Consider the following 16,414-nt stretch of genomic DNA (forward strand, 5'->3'; position numbering starts at 1 on the left):
CCGGGACACACTATAGGGGCAAGAAGGACGTTCCTGCCCAGGGCGCCCGTCCACTCCGTGGAGCAGTTCGTTGCTGACGCGCGATGCCACCGGCTTCATCCATCACGGCCACCGCAAGCGGCGGCCTGGCGGGCGGCTGCGCGCATGGTGACGCCCGAACTGCCAGCGGAATCGTCGACGGGGCAGGCCTCGGAGCATGCCCGCGAGTTTGCGGCATCGGCAATCCGCAGCTATCACGAGGACCTGCATCGTTTCCTGCGCCGCCGCGTCTGGCACGCGCAGGATCTCGATGATGTGGTGCAGGAGGTTTATCTGCGCCTGCTGCGGGTCAAGAACAGTGAGATGGTGCGCAACCCGCTGGCATATCTGTATGGCGTGGCGTCGCATGTGGTTCACGAGTTCAACCTCGGCAAGCACCACACCCGGATGGTGTTCGATTCGGCGGCGGTCGACACGATGATGGACAACCCGCAGCCCTCGGGGTCGCTGGATGCGGGCGGACATTTCGAGCGGCAGGTGAGCGAGGCGCTGGGCCAGTTGCCGGCCAACCGCATGGCGGTGCTGTTGCTGGAGCGACGCGAAGGCTTGTCGCACGCGGAGATCGCGCAAAAACTCGGTTTGAGCGTGCATACGGTCAAGAAGTACAGCGTTGAAGCGCTGGCGCATGTTCGCGCCAGCCTGGAACGCTGAGGAAGCATCGGTCACACGGACATGGCAAACAGGTTGCACATATGAAGATCTACCGCACATCGCAGCAGGAACAGATCGAGCGCGTTTCCCGCGAGGCGGCCGAATGGCTGCACGCCATGAAAGCCGATCCGGCGGTTTCCGAGTGCGCCGCGTTTGCGACCTGGCTGACCTCGTCGCCGGTGCATGCGCGTGAGATGCTGATGGCGCAGATGCTCGACCGCGAGTTGTCCGGTTCCAGTGTGCTCGACCAGTTCGATCTCGATGCCGTCGTGGCCAGGGCCAAGGCCGAAAGCAATGTGGTCACGCTGCCGACGCGTGCTCCGCGCGAGACAGTCGCCGCGCCGGTGCGTGCGCCGCGTCGCCGCACCACTCGCTGGGGGCGCGTCGCGGTCGTTGCCGCCGCCTGCGTGCTGGTGGTGGCGGGCTGGGTCGGCACGCGTCCTTTTGCGAACGCCGGGGTGGAGTACGCCACGGCCATTGGCGAGCACCGTTCGATCCATCTTGATGACGGCACGGTCGTCGCGCTGGCGCCGAGCTCGCGCATCAGCGTGAACTTCTCCGCGGGCCGGCGCCGCGTCAGCCTGCGTCAGGGCGAGGCCGAGTTCGATGTGGCGCACGATGCGTCACGGCCATTTGCCGTCTACGCCGGCGCCAACATGATTCAGGACATCGGCACCCGCTTCAGCGTGAATCGATTGCCTTCGGGCACCATCGTCTCCGTTACCGAGGGCAGCGTGCAGGTCACCAGCGATCACCTGGCCGCGCTGGACAGCGGGCTGGGCGAGTGGGCTTCCTCATGGTTGCCGGGCAAGCTGGCGGCGATCGAGCGGCCCGGAGTGAAAGTCGAGCCACTGGGCCAGGTGGTGCATCTGGTGGCCGGGCAGGCCGCGCACATCGCGCGCAACGGGAAAGCACTCACCCGCGGCAGCGTGGATGAAGAAAGTCAGGCGCCGGCCAATGCCAGTCGCCTCACCTTCCACGATGACACCCTTGCCGACATCGTTGCCGAGTTCAATCGATACAACGCCACCCAGATCGTGATCGACGGCGACGCCCTGCGCCTGCAGCGCTACAGCGGTGTGTTCGATGCGAACGACGCCAGCTCCTTCCTGCAGTTCCTGGATTGCTGCTCGCAACTGGCCGTGGTTCGCCACGTCGATCGCTGGGTGATCCAGACCCGCGGCGCGGACGCCATACAGCGCCGCTGAAGCGCCTGGACACGGCAGGCCCCGCTCTCGCCGCCATCCCACGCTGGACCGCGCATAGCCCCCAGAGTCACCGTAGTGCGGGCACTGCCCGCCAGCGCCTGCTCGACGGCCACCGAAGGCGCGCGGACGGTGGCCGCCCTGCTGCGACCGGGCGCTGGCGCAGCTATCCGTGGCCGGTAGCGGAGGGCTCGGTCATACGACGCCTGCGGCAAGCAAGGCCAACCACACGGGTGCGCATGCAGGCAACGGGTCGCGATGGAATCTCACGCGTAAAAAATATTTTTACGGACGAGTACCCTTTTTCATCTTCCCGGCACACAGGTTGTAACGAGGGGCCGGCTTCGAGTGACGCCGGTTTGACAACCAGACGAAATCGCAAAGGGGAAGTCATGCGTTCCATTCAGGTAAGTCGTCCAGCGGCGTTGGCCCAGGCAGTGGCCCTGGCGCTGGTATTTTGCGGCAGTGTGTCGGCACAGGAGCCAGTGAGCGCGGGGGCGCCCGCAGGTTCATCGCCGCAGATCAAGATGGAAAGTGTGAGCATTCCCGCGCAGCCGGTCGAAGCGGCACTCGATGCGTTCGCGGCACAGACCGGGCTGCAGGTGGTCTATTCCGGTCGCGGTGCGGTGCGCAATTTGCAATCGCCCGGCTTTACCGGTTCGGCGCCGGCGGATGAGATCCTGCGTCGCTTGCTGTCCTCGTCGGACCTGGTCGCCGAGTTCGTCAACAACCGCACGGTGGCCGTGCGTGCGCCGGGCGCCGCCGCCTCCACCCGAAGCACGCCGGCCGCTGCCGCGATGGCTGCTGGGGCAAGCAGCGACATGGCTCCTGCCAGTCCCGTCGGCAGCGCGCCGAAAATCGACAATCCTTCCACGATGGAAGCGGTGACGGTAATCGGCACCAACCTGCGCAATATCGACCCGGCGTCACCGGTAGTCATCATCGACGCCGAACTGATCGAAAGCCGCGGCTATTCCTCGATCGAGGATGTGCTGCGTCATTTGCCGCAGAACTTCGCCAGCACCAGCTCGACCAGCGTGGCACTGGCGGAGCGCGAATACGGCGATCTGTACAGCCCGACTTCGACCGTGGGCGCCAGCTCGGTCAATCTGCGCGGTCTGGGCAGCCGTTCGACCCTGGTGCTGGTCGATGGCCATCGTCGTCCCGGCTCGGCCCAGGCACAGGGTGGTTACACCGACATCTCCTCGATCCCGCTGTCGCAGGTCGAGCGCATCGAAGTGCTGAGTGATGGCGCCAGCGCGATCTACGGCGCCGATGCGGTCGCCGGCGTGGTCAACATCGTGTTGAAGAAGTCGTATGAAGGCACGGTGGTGCAGGCGCGTCACGAGAACTCCTCCAGCGATGCCGATGTCACCCGGCTGAGCCTGGCGCACACCTTCGGCTGGAAGGGCGGCAAGCTGACCGCCTCGGCGGACTTCCGCAAGACCGATCCGGCAAACATCAGCCGTTACATCCACGTCGGCCCGGATGGCCAGGGCGATTTCAGCGACCGCGGCGGCACCAATGCACGCAGCCCGAACCTGAGTCAGCCCGGCGCGGTGTTCGAGTCTGAAGACTACGGCATCGGTTACCACTTCCTGGGCATGCCGCTGGGCGTGATCCCCGGCGGGCAGAACGGCACCAATCTGCAGCCGGACCAGCTGATTCCGTATGACTATGACCATGTGCCGACGAGCTACGACGTGGGCCGCATCGGGCCGAAGATCCGCAGCAACGCGTTTCGCCTCATTGGTGACCAGGACGTCGGCAACGATCTGAAGCTGAGCTGGAACGTGGGTCAGACCCGCCAGAAGGACAGCGAGCACTGGCATCCGATTCCGTTCGATTTCAGCTTCCTCGAAGACGGCCAGACGACCTATGTGCCGACCACGAACCCGTACAACAACTTCGGCGAAGACGTGCTGGTGGGCTACTCCTACAGCAAGGAGTTTGCCGGCATGACCTTCACCCAGGAACAGAAGCAGACCAACACCGACTACAGCGTCGGCCTGTCCGGCAAGTTGCCGGTGGTCCGCGACTGGACCTTCGACCTCAGCTACAGCGGCGGCATCGAGAAGGGCCAGACCGACGCCTTGGGCGACATCACCGGTTCGCTGGGCGAGGAAGGCTACGCGCGCACGCAGGCGGTGCTGGATGGCCTGAACGTGTTCGGCGACGGCAACGATCCGTCCGTGGTGGCGGCCAATCGCGCGCTGCTCTCCACGTTGGTGGAGCGTTACCGTTACAGTTTCGAATCGAAGAACAACACGGTCGACCTGCTGACCCGCGGCCCGCTGTTCGAGCTGCCCGCCGGCAAGGTGCAGGCGGCCATCGGCGCGCAGTACCGCAGTGAGCGCTATCACTACCAGAGCACCATCGGCGGTCTGGCCGACTCCAACACCAAGCGTGATGCCACGGCGCTCTTCGCCGAAGTGGGCTTTCCGCTGTTGAAGGATGCCGCGTGGGCGAAGGAGCTGACCCTGACCGTGGCTGCGCGGCACGAGTCGTTCGACCAGAGCGGCACCAGCTCGTTGCAGAACGGTGCCTATCGAAATGGCGCCGACCTGGTTGCGCTCGGCGGTTTCGATCTGCAGTCGCTGGTCGGCACACCGCCCGGCGACATGCCGTACGAGACCGGTCCGGACACCCGCGTCAGCCGCACCTACGGCAACACCAGTACGCAGGCACGGCTGTCCTGGAAGCCGGTGAACAGCTTGCGTCTGCGCGCCACCTGGGGTCGGTCGTTCCTGACCCCGCAGCCGCAGCAGCAGTTCGGTCTGACCTATGTCGATGATGGCACCAGCAGCGTGATCTTTGGCGGCGCCCAGTTGCCGGCCGGCTACACCACGCTGGCCAAGCTGCGCGGACCGAACGCCAACCTCAAGCCGCAGATCGCCACGGTCAAAACGGTCGGCTTCGACTACACGCCGACGTTTGCCAACGGCCTGACCTTGTCGGCGACCTACAACGACACCTTCTTCGACAACTACATCGGTGCGCCATTGGCCGGCCTCAGCTACGCGCAGATCTTCGCCGACATCGACAAGCTGCCGCCGGGCACCTTCATCAAGGGCAACAACGGGGTGCTGTTGTGGGACTCGCGTGACGTCAACTTCCTCGGTCGCAAGTCGCGCAGCGTCGATACCACGGCGAGCTGGTACTTCGGCAACAGCCTGGGTGACTGGCGCGTGGAATTGAACGCGGTGCGCACCCTGCAACTGGAGGCGGAAACGCTGCCGTCGCTGCCGGTCACCGTGTTCTCCGACAGCGAGTTCGGTCCCAGCAAGTGGGCTGCCGATCTGTCGGTGGGTTGGGAGAACGGACCGTACTTCGCTTCGGCCGGCACGCACTTCACCTCGTCGCACCGGGTGCTGCAGCCTTTGTCAGCCGATCCCAACATCTACAACAACTTCACCCCGAACGAGAATCCGCGGCGTTCGTCGCCTTCGTACACCACCTTCGATTTCCAGGTGGGTTATCGCTGGCTGGGCAAGGACAGCTGGTTGAGCGGCAGCACCGCCCGTCTCGGCGTGCAGAACGCGTTTGATCGCGCGTTCCCGTTTGTGGACAACAGCTACGGCTTCGTTTCCAACCGGGTCGACGTGCGCGGCCGGGTGATCTACCTGGATCTGAAGAAAGAGTTCTGACGCTGCGCCACGCCCCGGCCAGCCCTTTGCGGGCGGCCGGGTGCGTGAGGTTTTGCCCGCCATCACGGCATCAATTTGTTTGAGGAGTCACCTGTGAAGAAGTCCGCTATTTTTCGTCCGCTAAGCCTGTTGGCCAGTGCATTGCTCGTTTCCGGTCTTGCCCTCAGCGGCTGCGGTCAGCAAAACGCGCCCAGTGCCGCGCCCGCGGCATCTGCCAGCGCCGCTGCACCCAGCGCCGAAACACCCAAGTCCGGCTTCGTGATCACCGGCTCGCTGCCAAGCCTGAAAGACGGCGATGAAGTCCGATTGCTGATGTATGACGCTTCCGCCGACACCCAGGACAAACGCCGCCCGGTGGCCACCACCAAGGTCGAGCACGGCAGCTTTCGCCTGACCGGCTCGGTGAAGCAGCCGCTGCCTGGCCTGTTGCAGGTCGGCCACGACTCCGCCGACATGATCGTGGAGAACGCGCCGTTCAAGCTGGTCAACACGGGTCAACAGCTGGTCGTCGAAGGTGGCCAGTACAACGACAAAGTTTATGGTTATCGCGCCTTGCCCGAATTCGTGGCCGCATTGAAGGCTCGCCGCGAGTTGAATCGCGAGGCTTTCAAGGGCGTCGACGAGCAGGACGAAGTGGCGATGAAGGCCGCGCGCGCCAAGACCAAGCATTCCCAGGATGCGGAGATCGCGATCACCAACGACTGGCAGGCCAAGGTGCTCGACAGCGATGCGTCACCGCTGTTGAAGCTGTTCGTGCTGAAAGACAACCAGGACTACCAGCGCTACGACAAGGCCAGGCGCGAAGCGATGCTGGCCGAATACGAGAAGGCGCTGGGCGCCGACCACCCGCTGGTGGTGGAGATGAACAAGACCGCCGCGGGCTATCGCAAGTACGAGCAGCTGCAGAGCGAAACCTCGGTCGGCAAGCATTTCAAGGACGTGATCGCGATCGACAAGGACGGCCACAAGGTCAAGCTTTCCGACGTGCTGGGAAAGAACAAGCTGGTGCTGCTGGATTTCTGGGCGTCGTGGTGCGGGCCGTGCCGCGGCGAGTTTCCGCATCTGGCCAAGGTCTACAAAGAGTTCCATCCGCACGGCTTCGAGATCTACGCCATCTCGCTGGATGACGACAACGGCGAATGGCTGAAAGCCTTGCGCGAGGAAGGCAAGGGCGATGGCATTCCGTGGATCAACCTGGTTGACCATGGCATCGATTCGAAGTCGGCCACCAGCTACGGCATCCTCGGCCTGCCCAGCAACTTCCTGATCAACAGCGACGGCACCATCGTCGGCGTCAACATGCGCGAGTGGGATGTCGAGCGCGAAGTGCGCGCGCAGGTGAGCAAGGTCGAAGGTGGTCACGGTGCGTAAGGTGATCGCCCGTCTCGGTGGCGTGCTGGCGTTGCTGCTGGCCGCGAGCCTGCCGCTGGCCGCCTCGGCGCAGCAGGGCATGGAGTCGCCCGTGCAGGCGTCACTGGTGTCGGCGGCAACCTCGGTGCAACCGGGTCAGCCGTTCACCGTGGCGCTGCGCATGCAGCACCAGACGCACTGGCACAGCTTCTGGAGAAACGCCGGTACCGGCCTGCCGACCAAGCTGAAGTGGGACTTGCCCGCGGGTTGGAACGTGGGTGCGATCGACTGGCCCACGCCGACCCTGGTGTTGGACAAGGAAGGCGCGATTTCCGGCCACGGCTACGTCGGTTTGCTGTACCTGCCGATGACGGTGACGCCACCAGGCGACGCGGCCGTCGGCAGCACCATCGAGCTGAAGGCCACCGCACGCTGGCTGATGTGCGACACCGTCTGCGTGCCCGGCAAGCAGGATGTGTCGCTGAGCCTGCCGGTCACCGCGCAGCCGACCGCGCCGGATGTGGCCACCGCCGAGGCGATCGCGGCGATGTCGATGCCGCAGCCTGCCACCGGCTGGCAACTGGCGGCCAGCAAGAACCGCCAGGAAGTCGTGCTGCACGTGGCCGCACCGGTCGACGTGAGCGAGTTGCACTTCTATCCCGACGAAAAATTCATCGCCTACAAGCAGCCGCAGACCGTGGCCAGCCGTGGCAACCGCGCGATGCTGAAAATCGCGCTGGACCCCGAGGAAGTCGTGCCGGCCGACGAACGCCTGCGCGGCGTGCTCGCCTACACCGATGGCAAGGGTGCGTACCGCGGCGTCAACGTCGACCTGCCGTTCTCCGCTGCGGCCGTGGCGGCGCAGGTCAGCGCGATGTCCGCCGATGACGCGGGCTCGTCGACCACGGCCGGTGCCACCGGCACCACCGTCAGCCTGTCGCTCGGCGTGCTGCTGCTGGCCCTGCTCGGCGGACTGATCCTCAACCTGATGCCGTGCGTGTTCCCGGTGCTGGGCATCAAGGTGCTGGGCTTCATCGACCAGGCCGGCAAGGATCGACGCAAGGTGGCCGCGCATGCGTGGTCGTTCAGTGCCGGCGTGCTGCTGTCGTTCTGGGCACTGGCCGGCGTGCTGGCGGTGCTGCGTGCCGGTGGCCAGCAACTGGGTTGGGGCTTCCAGCTGCAGTCGGCGCCATTCGTGTTCGCGCTGGCGGTGGTGATGCTGGTATTCGCGCTGAATCTGAGCGGCGTGTTCGAGATCGGCCTGCGCGCCACCAGCGTGGGTTCGAAACTGCAAACACGCAACGGCATCGGTGGTTCGTTCTTCTCCGGCATTCTCGCCACGTTGGTGGCCACGCCGTGCAGCGCGCCGTTCCTGGCGCCGGCACTGGGCGCTGCCTTGGCCTTGCCGACGCTACCGTCGTTCGTGGTGTTCACCGTCATCGCGATTGGGCTGTCGCTGCCGTACCTGTTGCTGTCGGTGTTTCCCGGCATGCTGCGCTGGTTGCCGCGACCGGGTGCTTGGATGGAAACGTTCAAGCAGGCGATGGCGTTCCCGCTGTATGCCACCGTCGGTTACCTGATCTGGGTGCTGGCCGGACAGGCCAGCGAGTACGGCCTGCTGAACGCCTTGATCGCGTTCGCCGTGGTGGCATTGGCGCTGTGGGTTTATGGCCGCTTCGGCAATACGGCCGTGCGCGCCCCGCGTCGGCACATCGCTGTCGTCGCCGGCGCACTGCTGTTCCTGCTCGGCCTGGGCCTTGGCTGGCCGCGTGCCGCCGCGCCGGACGCGATGACGTGGGAGGCGTGGAGTCCCGAGCGCGTCGCCCAGCTGCAGAAGGAAGGTCGCGGCATCTACGTCGACTTCACCGCGCGCTGGTGCGCCACCTGTCAGGTCAACAAGAAAGTGGTGTTCGGCAACCGCGAGGTCACCGACTACTTCCGTGACCAGCACATCGTGGCGCTGAAGGCCGACTGGACCAACGCCGATCCGCAGATCACCGAAGCGCTGGCGCAGTGGGGCCGCAGCGCGGTGCCGTTCAACCTCGTCTACCCGGCCGGCAGCGGCAGCGCCAAGCCGACCGAAATGCCCGAATTGCTGACCGCACGCATCGTGCTGGATGCGTTCCAGAAACCCGCCGGCGCAGCCCAATGACGCCGACATTCCTTGCTTCCCCCGCGCCCATCCGGCGCGCTTCACCGGAGAGTACGTTGCCCATGATCGTTTCCCGTTTCCTGTGCGCCAGCCTGGTGCTGGGCCTGTGCGCCGCCCCGGCGTTGCAGGCCACGCCGGTTCGCGCCGATGGCTATACCCACGTGCGTTCGCTGGGCGGCATCGACGAATACCGTCTCGATGCGAATGGCCTGACCGTGCTGTTGCTGCCCAGCCACGCCGCGCCCGTGGTGACCTATCAGGTGACCTACAAGGTCGGCTCGCGCAATGAAGTCACCGGTTCCACCGGCGGCACGCACCTGCTCGAACACCTGATGTTCAAGGGCAGCAAGCACTTCTCCAAGGAGCAGGGCAACAGCATCGACATTTACCTGGAGCGCGTCGGCGCGGGCTTCAACGCCAGCACCGGCATGGACCGCACCAACTACTACGCCACCTTGAGCCCCGAAGCGTTGCCCGGCTACATCGCCATCGAAGGCGACCGCATGCACGACCTGCTGCTGCGCGAATCCGACCGCAAGGATGAGATGACCGTGGTGCGCAACGAGTACGAACAGAACGAGAACGATCCGAACTCGGTGCTGGGCAAGCTGATCTGGGCCGCCGCCTACGAGGCGCACCCGTATCACCACCCGACCATCGGCTGGCGCAGTGACATCGAGAACGTCTCGATCGAAAAGCTGCGCAAGTTCTACAACACCTATTACTGGCCGAACAACGCCACCGTCACCGTGGTCGGCGACATCGACCCGGTCAACGTGCTGGGCCTGATCCGCAAGAACTACGGCAAGATCCCGCACTCGCCCGAAGCCATCCCCACCGTCTACACCACCGAGCCGGTGCAGCAGGGTGCGCGTCGCGTGATGCTGGAACGCGCCGGCGACACCGGCAGCGTCTCGATCAACTGGAAGTCGCCGGCCGCACTCGATCCGGACATGCCCGCACTGTCCATGCTCAAGCTGGTGCTGAAGCAGGGCAAGAGCAGCCGCCTGTCGCGCGCGCTGGTGGACACCTCGCTGGCCAGCTACGTCGATGCCAGCGCCAGCATGCTGCACGACCCGGGCCTGTTCGGCGTGGACGCCCTGCTCAATCCCGGCGTGTCGCACGAGAAGGTCGAGCAGGTGATGCTCGACGTGATCGAGAAGGTCAAGCGTGACGGCGTCACCAAGGAGGAGATGAGCCGCGTGCTCGGCCCGTACCGTGCCGACCAGGCCTACCGCCGCGACGGCACCGACAGCGCCGCCGGTGCACTCAACGAGTACATCGCGATGGGCGACTGGACCTTGTACGTGACCTCGCTGGAGCGACTGGAGAAAGTCACCCCCGCCGACGTGCAGCGCGTGGCGAAGAAATATCTCAACAAGAATCAGAGCACCACGGGCTGGTTCGTGCCGGAGGCGTCCAAGTGAGCAAGACCAAGATGAAGAACAACAAGTGGCTGGCCCTGGCGCTGTTCGTCGGCGCCTGCATGGCGGCCGGCGCGGCGAACGCCTCGATCGCCGAACGCGCCCAGCGCAGCAGCGTCGACGGCATCGACGTGGTGGTCTACCCGATGGACGTCAAGGACGTGGTGACCATGGCCGGCTCCATGCCGCTGGGCGACGCCATGGTGGCGAGCAAGTCGGCCAACCCGGCCGTGCCCGCGCTCACCGCGATGCTGTTGCAGCGGGGCACGACAAAGCATGACAAGTTCGCCATCTCCGAGGCGCTGTCGCAGATCGGCGCGCAAGTGGAGATCGACGCCGGCGCCACCAAGATCGACCTGTACGCGAAGAGCCTGAAGCAGGACACCGACACCGTGATCGGCCTGCTCGCCGAGCAGCTGCGCATGCCGGCCTTCGCGCCGGAGGAACTGGTCAAGGCGAAAACCCAGCTGAAGGCCGGCCTGACCGCGCGCGGCGAAGACGCCGATTCGCGCGCGTGGGAAGCCCTCGCGCTGTCGATCTTCCCCAGTGGCAGCCCGAACGCCCCGGTGCCGCGCGAAGCTCAGCTCAAGGCGATCGACAGCGTCACCATCGAGCAGATCAAGGCGTTCTACCAGAAGTACTACGGCCCCGCGCACATGACCCTCGTGTTCACCGGCGACGTCGACCAGGCGGCGGTGAAGGCCTCGTTGAACAAGGCGTTCGGCGGCTGGAAGGGCGGTGTGGACTTCGTGCGCACCACCAGCGGCACGGTCAAGCCGGCCGAGCCCGTGCAGTCGATTCCGATGAAGGACAAGGCGGCGGTCAGCGTAATGTGGGCCGAAGCCACCGGCATGCACACGAACGACGCGGACTATCTGCCGCTGAGCGTGGGCGTCAACGTGCTGGGATCGGGTTTCACCGGCCGTCTGATGGCCACCGTGCGCGACAAGCAGGGTCTGACCTACGGCATCAGCTCCTCGCTGTTCGGCAGCGACATCGTCGATGGCGGCTTCCTGATCAGCACCAGCTTCGCGCCGGAACTGCTCGACAAGGGCCTCGCCAGCACGCAGCAAGTGCTCAACACCTGGTGGACCGGCGGCATCACCGCCAAGGAACTCGATGCCCGCAAGGAAGCCCTGATCGGTCGCTTCCAGATCCAGCTCGGCACCACCGATGGCATGGCGGCATCGATCCTGGCCACCATGGAACGCGGCCGCAGCATCGACTGGCTCGACCAGTACCCCGGCAAGGTCAAGGCACTGACCGTGGACGAGATCAACGCGGCGATCCACAAGCATCTGGACCCGAAGAAACTGGTGCTGGTGAAGGCCGGAACGTTCGCGGAGAAGTGATTCCGCTGCGCTTTGCCTGATGAAAAATCGAAGGCCGCTGTCCGGAAGGATGGCGGCCTTTTTTGTGCGCGCCTCTTTGGCGATCGTCGCATGCGGACACTTGTTGGAGCGACTTCAGTCGCGATGCTCTTGCTGGATTCAAAGCGGAGAACTCAGGCTTTGACCAACGCGTGCCGTTTGCACTTGATCGACCTGCCAGCCTCGGGCTCAGAGGCGATTGGCCGTTTCGACGGCTTCACGGTGGCTCTCATCCACCACGTGGGCGCGGTCGATCAGCGACACGCGTGAGTACATTTCGTCATCGACCTGCTTGAGCTCCAGAAACCGGCTGTTGCTGCCCAAATCTTGTGCTGATCTGCGTGCCCCGGAACGAGTGCATGACAAAACCGGTCGACGTTGACCGGGCCACCGGCCAGTATGGTCAATTGCAAGGCCACGTCGACCGTCGCAAACCGACCCGTTGCGGACCTTCGCGAACGGCCGCTTCGCGGTAGTCATATTGGTTAGGTAGCTGGCTCTCTCTTCCTGGCCGATCCTCGACTGATGGCTTCCGGCCGCACGACACAGCATGTTCGGTTTTCGTTGCCCATTCAGGCAGTTGTACTGGCAAACTAGGCGATAGGTAAAAGACGGCGAAAGGGACAGCACATGGGACTGATGGATTTCTTCAAGAGCAAACCTGCCTCCCTTCCAGGCACGGTTGCGCCAGAACGGCCTACGCCCTCCGCAGAGGAATACCCGCTCGCCGCTACCCTCGCCATCAAACATGAAGGCGAGTTTCAAACCCTGCTTCGTGCCGAGATGACAGAAACGCCGGAGGATGTATTCGCTCGACATACCACCGAGGTAAATGAAGCAACAAACGACCTACCTCGCATCGAGCAAGCTCGTTTCAAAACGACTTATCACCAGACTCGAATAGAACTGTCGCAGGCCTCGACGGCCTCATCCAAAGCCAAGTTTGCCAAAGAGATGCCACATATCGCGGCGGCAATGAAGGAAGGCGCCCTGTTTGCCGCTGCCATCGAACGGGGTGACGATGTGCCCTCATGGGCGAGAGATGTGTTCGAAAGAGGGCGAGCCGACGCTCTCGCCCGTGTAAATACCGTTTCCGAAGTGGAACGCAAGCAGATCTATATTGAACGACACACACAATTTGATGAGTGGTGCAGATCAGTCGTTGACGAAGAGCGCCGTTGGATCAGTCGTTCGCTGTATGACGCGGGCGAAGGGAGGGGCGAAGACCAAGCTCAACAGGCGCAATTTGACGCTGCTAGGGCGGCCGCACCACCAGCGCCAGTCAAACCGGCCTCTTACCTCAACGACACTTCCTTCTGGGACCATCAGGTTTCCACCATCAAATTCCTCGCCGGTGACCTCGGCAAAGGCAACGGTTACTTGCTCAACAGCGGCAAGGTGCGCATTCCTGGCGGTGCCAAAGATTTCCACATGTTCGCCGTGGCGGCGGTCGAGGCAGCTTCCGAAGAGAGCGTGAAGCGCGTGGGTGGAGCTATCGGCTGGGGCGTTGCCGGAGCCAGCCTGTTCGGGCCGGCCGGCTTCATCGTGGGCGGACTTCTGGGAGGTCAAGGCAGAGACGTCACGTTCGTCGGCACGTTGAAAGATGGCAAACGTTTCATGGCCACGGCGAAGTCCGATGTCTACACGAAGTTTTTAGCAGCGTCCTTCAAATAGGTTCGCATCACGACACCACCCGCAACTCTCTGCAGTTGGTGGTGTATCTCGGCGACAACATTCCTCGATTCATTGTCCAGTCGTGGTGGTCTTTCCGAATAAAGGGGACGTGGCTAATTAAGTCTCGCTGTTCGCTCAGACTAGCCGTGGCCTCCCACGCGGACGATAGGTAGCGGCACGCCCCAAGGTGGTTTCCACCATTCGCTGGAAGCGCTCGTCACCGAGTGCACGCTCTTGGTTGGCATACGCGCGAAGGTGCTGCAGGTCATTCGGTGCGATGCCTGCGTCGAGCCATCGTTTGTATGCGATAGCGCGTTCGGCCTGATCGCGTCCCATGGCAAGGTAGAGCGGGTGGGGTGTCATGAGCGGATCGCGCGCTCGGGCCAAGTGGGTGTGCACGCTCGACCAGCGATAGTTTTCCGCTGCGTGGACCATGGCGGCGCGTACCGGGTTGAGCTCGATGTAGCGCATGACCGTCAGCAGGTAGCGCTCGCTCTGCACCAGGCACGATTTGAACCGCCCTTGCCAGAGCGCGCCACAACGCCCGTGCCGAAGGTTGAAGGCCTGCACGTAGGATTGCCCAATCCAGCCCATCGCGCGTGAGAGTCTTCCGACGGAATCCGGTGTAAGCAGGAGGTGGAAGTGGTTGTCCATCAGGACAAACGCATGCAGAGCGATGCCGTGGTCGCGAAACGCTGTGCGCAGCAATCGTCTGAAATGGTAGCGATCGTCCGCGTCGAGGAAGATCGCGCCTTTGTTGATGCCTCGCTGCGTGACGTGCAGTGGTGTTCCAGGCAATTCAAGGCGCGGCAGTCGTGGCATGGTTGTCGTCGGTAGAGAGCCTGCGGTTACTCTGCACTGAGTGGCTCATCCGAGCTGTCGGCCTCGTGGCCGTGACCGAGTGGGGGAGGGCTTAATTAGCCACGTTCCCTTTTTTCTGGGTTATCGGGCTTCCCCCGTGCCCTGATGTAGCTGGCTCAGGCGACGATCTTCATCGCGCTGAGCATATCCCGTTCGTCAGGACGCAAGGTCAGCACGGATACGCCGGACGCGGTAACGGCAACCGTGTGTTCGAATTGAGCGGAAAGCGATCCGTCTCTCGTAACCACGGTCCAGCCGTCAGCTTCGGTTTTCACGCGTCGCCCGCCTTGATTGAGCATGGGCTCGATGGTGAAAACCATGCCTTCGCGCAGCGCGAGGCCTGTTCCCGGCTTGCCGTAGTGCAGAACCTGCGGTTCTTCGTGCATTTCGCGACCGATGCCGTGCCCGCAGTATTCGCGCACCACGGAATAGCCGTGTTGTTTGGCGTACCGCTCGATGGCAAAGCCGACGTCGCCGAGGCGCGCGCCCGGACGAACGGCCCGGATGCCCTTCCACATGGCGTCGTAGGTGATCCGCACCAGCTTTTTTGCGGCAGGGTGGACGTCACCCACGAGATAGGTCTTGCTGGAATCGGCGATGTAGCCGTGCTTTTCGAGCGTGATGTCCAGATTGACGATGTCACCGTTGCGCAACACGGTCGACGGCGAAGGCACCCCGTGGCAGACCACCTCATTGACCGAGGAATTCAACGCAAACTGATAGCCGTACTGACCCTTGCTGGCGGGTCGGGCTTGCAGATCCCGGACAATAAATTGCTCCACCACAGCGTCGATCTGAAGTGTGGACATGCCGGCCAGCGGCGTCCGATCCAGCATCGAGAACACAGATGCCAGCAGTCGGCCTGATTCGGCGAGCAACGCCAGCTCGCCAGGTTGCTTTGTCATGCTTCAGCCGCGCTCAGTGGCCGAGCCGAAACACCTGCGGACTTGAGCTCGCGTTTCATGATCTCGTTGAACCCCAGCGTCGGGTTGGTCTCGCACAGCATGCCGACCCTGATCCAGAACGCCGCTTGGGCATTGATGGAACGGCACGAAACCTTCGTGGCCCTGCGAACCTGATCGTGCAAATCGTCGTCTATGTTGACAATGCCCATGGAATGCCTCGTTTATGAAGCATGTATGCTACATATACGTTCCATAAGTCTCAAGAGGGGTTTGCTGCAAGGGCCTCACCAGAGCAAGCGTTCCTGACGTGGTGACGCATGACTGCGATCGAAGCGTCGTAAAAGAAACGTATAGGTTGCTTTTAGGAACTCATGGGTTATATTCCTCGCCACTCCAATTGCTCTCAGGAATGACCATGGACACCGAGCCGCTTGATATCACCGACCAGATTGTGCGGCGCGAGCGCCGTGGCATCTGGCTGGCCTTGGTCGTCATCGTCACGCTTGGCGGCGGTGCCGTCATGCAGGTGTTGGGTTATGACACGCACCTGACGCATTGCATGACGCTTGCGGCGCTGGTGATCGTCATCGGCGTGGTCAGCGTTGGCGCCGGCGGCGCGATCTGGCGCAAGGGGCGGCTTGCCGAAGTGCGACGAGCGGTACGTGGGGATGAGTTCCGTCGCGCGGCGATTGATCGTGCCTGCCGGTATGCCTTCATTCTCACCATGGCGGCGATGTCGCTGTATGCGATGGTGTCGGAGTACTGGCCGCTGCCGGTTCTTCCCTCGGCCATTGTTGCCAGCTTCGTGGTACTTGGCGTACTGGTATTCTTGGGGTCCTTCCTGGTGCTGGATCGGCCCGAATGAGCGAGGAAATGTTGACCAATCGCTTGAAGGTGCTGCGTGCCGAGCGCGTGCTGACCCAGGCTGATCTGGCTGAGCTCACCGGGACGACGCGCAAGTCGATCAATGCGATCGAGACCGGCCGCATGGTGCCCTCGACACTGCTGGCGCTGAAGCTGGTGCGTGCCCTTGGTGTACCGCTGGAAGCTGCGTTCGGCTTGGGGCGTTGATGGCGCGGTCCAGTCATCGCTGACGCCGTGATCCTTCCAGCTTCCGTCAGTCCTCGCCACGGTTT

The 16,414-nt window shown here is 63.6% G+C and carries 15 protein-coding genes; 10 read left to right on the forward strand and 5 right to left on the reverse strand.

Annotated features, from left to right (window positions below):
• The first annotated feature begins 144 nt into the window (after positions 1-144).
• The 7 genes from ACVWWQ_RS09440 (at position 145) to ACVWWQ_RS09470 (ending at position 11,820) form a co-directional block, all read left to right on the forward strand.
• Positions 145-690, forward strand: a complete 546-nt coding sequence (locus ACVWWQ_RS09440) for an RNA polymerase sigma factor (protein ID WP_099654664.1) — start codon at positions 145-147, stop codon at positions 688-690.
• 41 nt (positions 691-731) lie between these two features.
• The gene (locus ACVWWQ_RS09445; protein ID WP_133947836.1) at positions 732-1,898 is read left to right on the forward strand and encodes a FecR domain-containing protein; all 1,167 of its coding nucleotides are present in this window, start codon (positions 732-734) and stop codon (positions 1,896-1,898) included.
• 389 nt (positions 1,899-2,287) lie between these two features.
• Positions 2,288-5,542: a TonB-dependent receptor gene (locus ACVWWQ_RS09450; RefSeq protein WP_166669701.1), complete on the forward strand. Its 3,255-nt coding sequence runs from the start codon at positions 2,288-2,290 to the stop codon at positions 5,540-5,542.
• 93 nt (positions 5,543-5,635) lie between these two features.
• A complete protein-coding gene (locus ACVWWQ_RS09455; RefSeq protein ID WP_133947832.1) occupies positions 5,636-6,913 on the forward strand; it encodes a TlpA disulfide reductase family protein in 1,278 nt (425 codons plus the stop codon).
• Positions 6,906-9,044 (forward strand): thioredoxin family protein, encoded by a 2,139-nt coding sequence (locus ACVWWQ_RS09460; protein WP_133947830.1) that lies wholly within the window; start codon positions 6,906-6,908, stop codon positions 9,042-9,044. Before ACVWWQ_RS09455 ends, ACVWWQ_RS09460 begins: the two co-directional genes overlap by 8 nt.
• 62 nt (positions 9,045-9,106) lie before the next feature.
• A complete protein-coding gene (locus ACVWWQ_RS09465; RefSeq protein ID WP_133947828.1) occupies positions 9,107-10,471 on the forward strand; it encodes a M16 family metallopeptidase in 1,365 nt (454 codons plus the stop codon).
• Entirely contained in the window at positions 10,468-11,820 is a 1,353-nt protein-coding gene (locus tag ACVWWQ_RS09470) for a M16 family metallopeptidase (protein WP_133947825.1), read from the forward strand. The genes ACVWWQ_RS09465 and ACVWWQ_RS09470 overlap by 4 nt, the downstream gene beginning before the upstream one ends.
• A gap of 207 nt (positions 11,821-12,027) precedes the next feature.
• On the opposite strand, the gene ACVWWQ_RS09475 is transcribed toward ACVWWQ_RS09470, so the two are convergent.
• Positions 12,028-12,162: a hypothetical protein gene (locus ACVWWQ_RS09475; protein WP_457383373.1), complete on the reverse strand. Its 135-nt coding sequence runs from the start codon at positions 12,160-12,162 to the stop codon at positions 12,028-12,030.
• Positions 12,163-12,468: 306 nt separating this feature from the next.
• Here ACVWWQ_RS09475 and ACVWWQ_RS09480 point away from each other — a divergent pair, with 306 nt between their 5' ends.
• On the forward strand, positions 12,469-13,512 hold the full coding sequence (locus tag ACVWWQ_RS09480) for a hypothetical protein (protein ID WP_133947823.1): 1,044 nt from the start codon (positions 12,469-12,471) through the stop codon (positions 13,510-13,512).
• Positions 13,513-13,519: 7 nt separating this feature from the next.
• On the opposite strand, the gene ACVWWQ_RS09485 is transcribed toward ACVWWQ_RS09480, so the two are convergent.
• From ACVWWQ_RS09485 to ACVWWQ_RS09500, 4 genes are all read right to left on the reverse strand, one after another.
• A complete protein-coding gene (locus ACVWWQ_RS09485) occupies positions 13,520-13,651 on the reverse strand; it encodes a DUF4113 domain-containing protein (RefSeq protein ID WP_457383413.1) in 132 nt (43 codons plus the stop codon).
• Positions 13,648-14,334, reverse strand: a complete 687-nt coding sequence (locus ACVWWQ_RS09490; protein WP_133947821.1) for a transposase — start codon at positions 14,332-14,334, stop codon at positions 13,648-13,650. Before ACVWWQ_RS09490 ends, ACVWWQ_RS09485 begins: the two co-directional genes overlap by 4 nt.
• A gap of 155 nt (positions 14,335-14,489) precedes the next feature.
• Entirely contained in the window at positions 14,490-15,278 is a 789-nt protein-coding gene (gene map, locus ACVWWQ_RS09495) for a type I methionyl aminopeptidase (RefSeq protein WP_133947819.1), read from the reverse strand.
• Positions 15,275-15,487 (reverse strand): ParD-like family protein, encoded by a 213-nt coding sequence (locus tag ACVWWQ_RS09500; protein WP_099653821.1) that lies wholly within the window; start codon positions 15,485-15,487, stop codon positions 15,275-15,277. Before ACVWWQ_RS09500 ends, map begins: the two co-directional genes overlap by 4 nt.
• 206 nt (positions 15,488-15,693) lie before the next feature.
• Between ACVWWQ_RS09500 and ACVWWQ_RS09505 the strand changes: the two genes are divergently transcribed.
• Positions 15,694-16,143, forward strand: coding sequence for a hypothetical protein (locus ACVWWQ_RS09505; protein WP_133947817.1), 450 nt, complete (start codon positions 15,694-15,696; stop codon positions 16,141-16,143).
• A gap of 8 nt (positions 16,144-16,151) precedes the next feature.
• Positions 16,152-16,349 carry a helix-turn-helix transcriptional regulator gene (locus ACVWWQ_RS09510; RefSeq protein WP_457383374.1) on the forward strand — a complete coding sequence of 66 codons (198 nt, stop codon included), beginning with the start codon at positions 16,152-16,154 and terminating at the stop codon, positions 16,347-16,349.
• The last annotated feature ends 65 nt before the right edge of the window (positions 16,350-16,414 follow it).

It is taken from the genome of Rhodanobacter sp. TND4EL1 (assembly GCF_054061035.1).

What these genes read in the sequence shown, in the direction of transcription:
- ACVWWQ_RS09445 (WP_133947836.1), top strand. Translation starts at nt 732, where the DNA reads ATGAAGATCTACCGCACATCGCAGCAGGAACAGATCGAGCGCGTTTCC.
- ACVWWQ_RS09465 (WP_133947828.1), top strand. Translation starts at nt 9,107, where the DNA reads ATGATCGTTTCCCGTTTCCTGTGCGCCAGCCTGGTGCTGGGCCTGTGC.
- ACVWWQ_RS09440 (WP_099654664.1), top strand. Translation starts at nt 145, where the DNA reads ATGGTGACGCCCGAACTGCCAGCGGAATCGTCGACGGGGCAGGCCTCG.
- ACVWWQ_RS09480 (WP_133947823.1), top strand. Translation starts at nt 12,469, where the DNA reads ATGGGACTGATGGATTTCTTCAAGAGCAAACCTGCCTCCCTTCCAGGC.
- map (WP_133947819.1), bottom strand. Translation starts at nt 15,278, where the DNA reads ATGACAAAGCAACCTGGCGAGCTGGCGTTGCTCGCCGAATCAGGCCGA.
- ACVWWQ_RS09500 (WP_099653821.1), bottom strand. Translation starts at nt 15,487, where the DNA reads ATGGGCATTGTCAACATAGACGACGATTTGCACGATCAGGTTCGCAGG.
- ACVWWQ_RS09490 (WP_133947821.1), bottom strand. Translation starts at nt 14,334, where the DNA reads ATGCCACGACTGCCGCGCCTTGAATTGCCTGGAACACCACTGCACGTC.
- ACVWWQ_RS09505 (WP_133947817.1), top strand. Translation starts at nt 15,694, where the DNA reads ATGGACACCGAGCCGCTTGATATCACCGACCAGATTGTGCGGCGCGAG.
- ACVWWQ_RS09510 (WP_457383374.1), top strand. Translation starts at nt 16,152, where the DNA reads ATGTTGACCAATCGCTTGAAGGTGCTGCGTGCCGAGCGCGTGCTGACC.
- ACVWWQ_RS09450 (WP_166669701.1), top strand. Translation starts at nt 2,288, where the DNA reads ATGCGTTCCATTCAGGTAAGTCGTCCAGCGGCGTTGGCCCAGGCAGTG.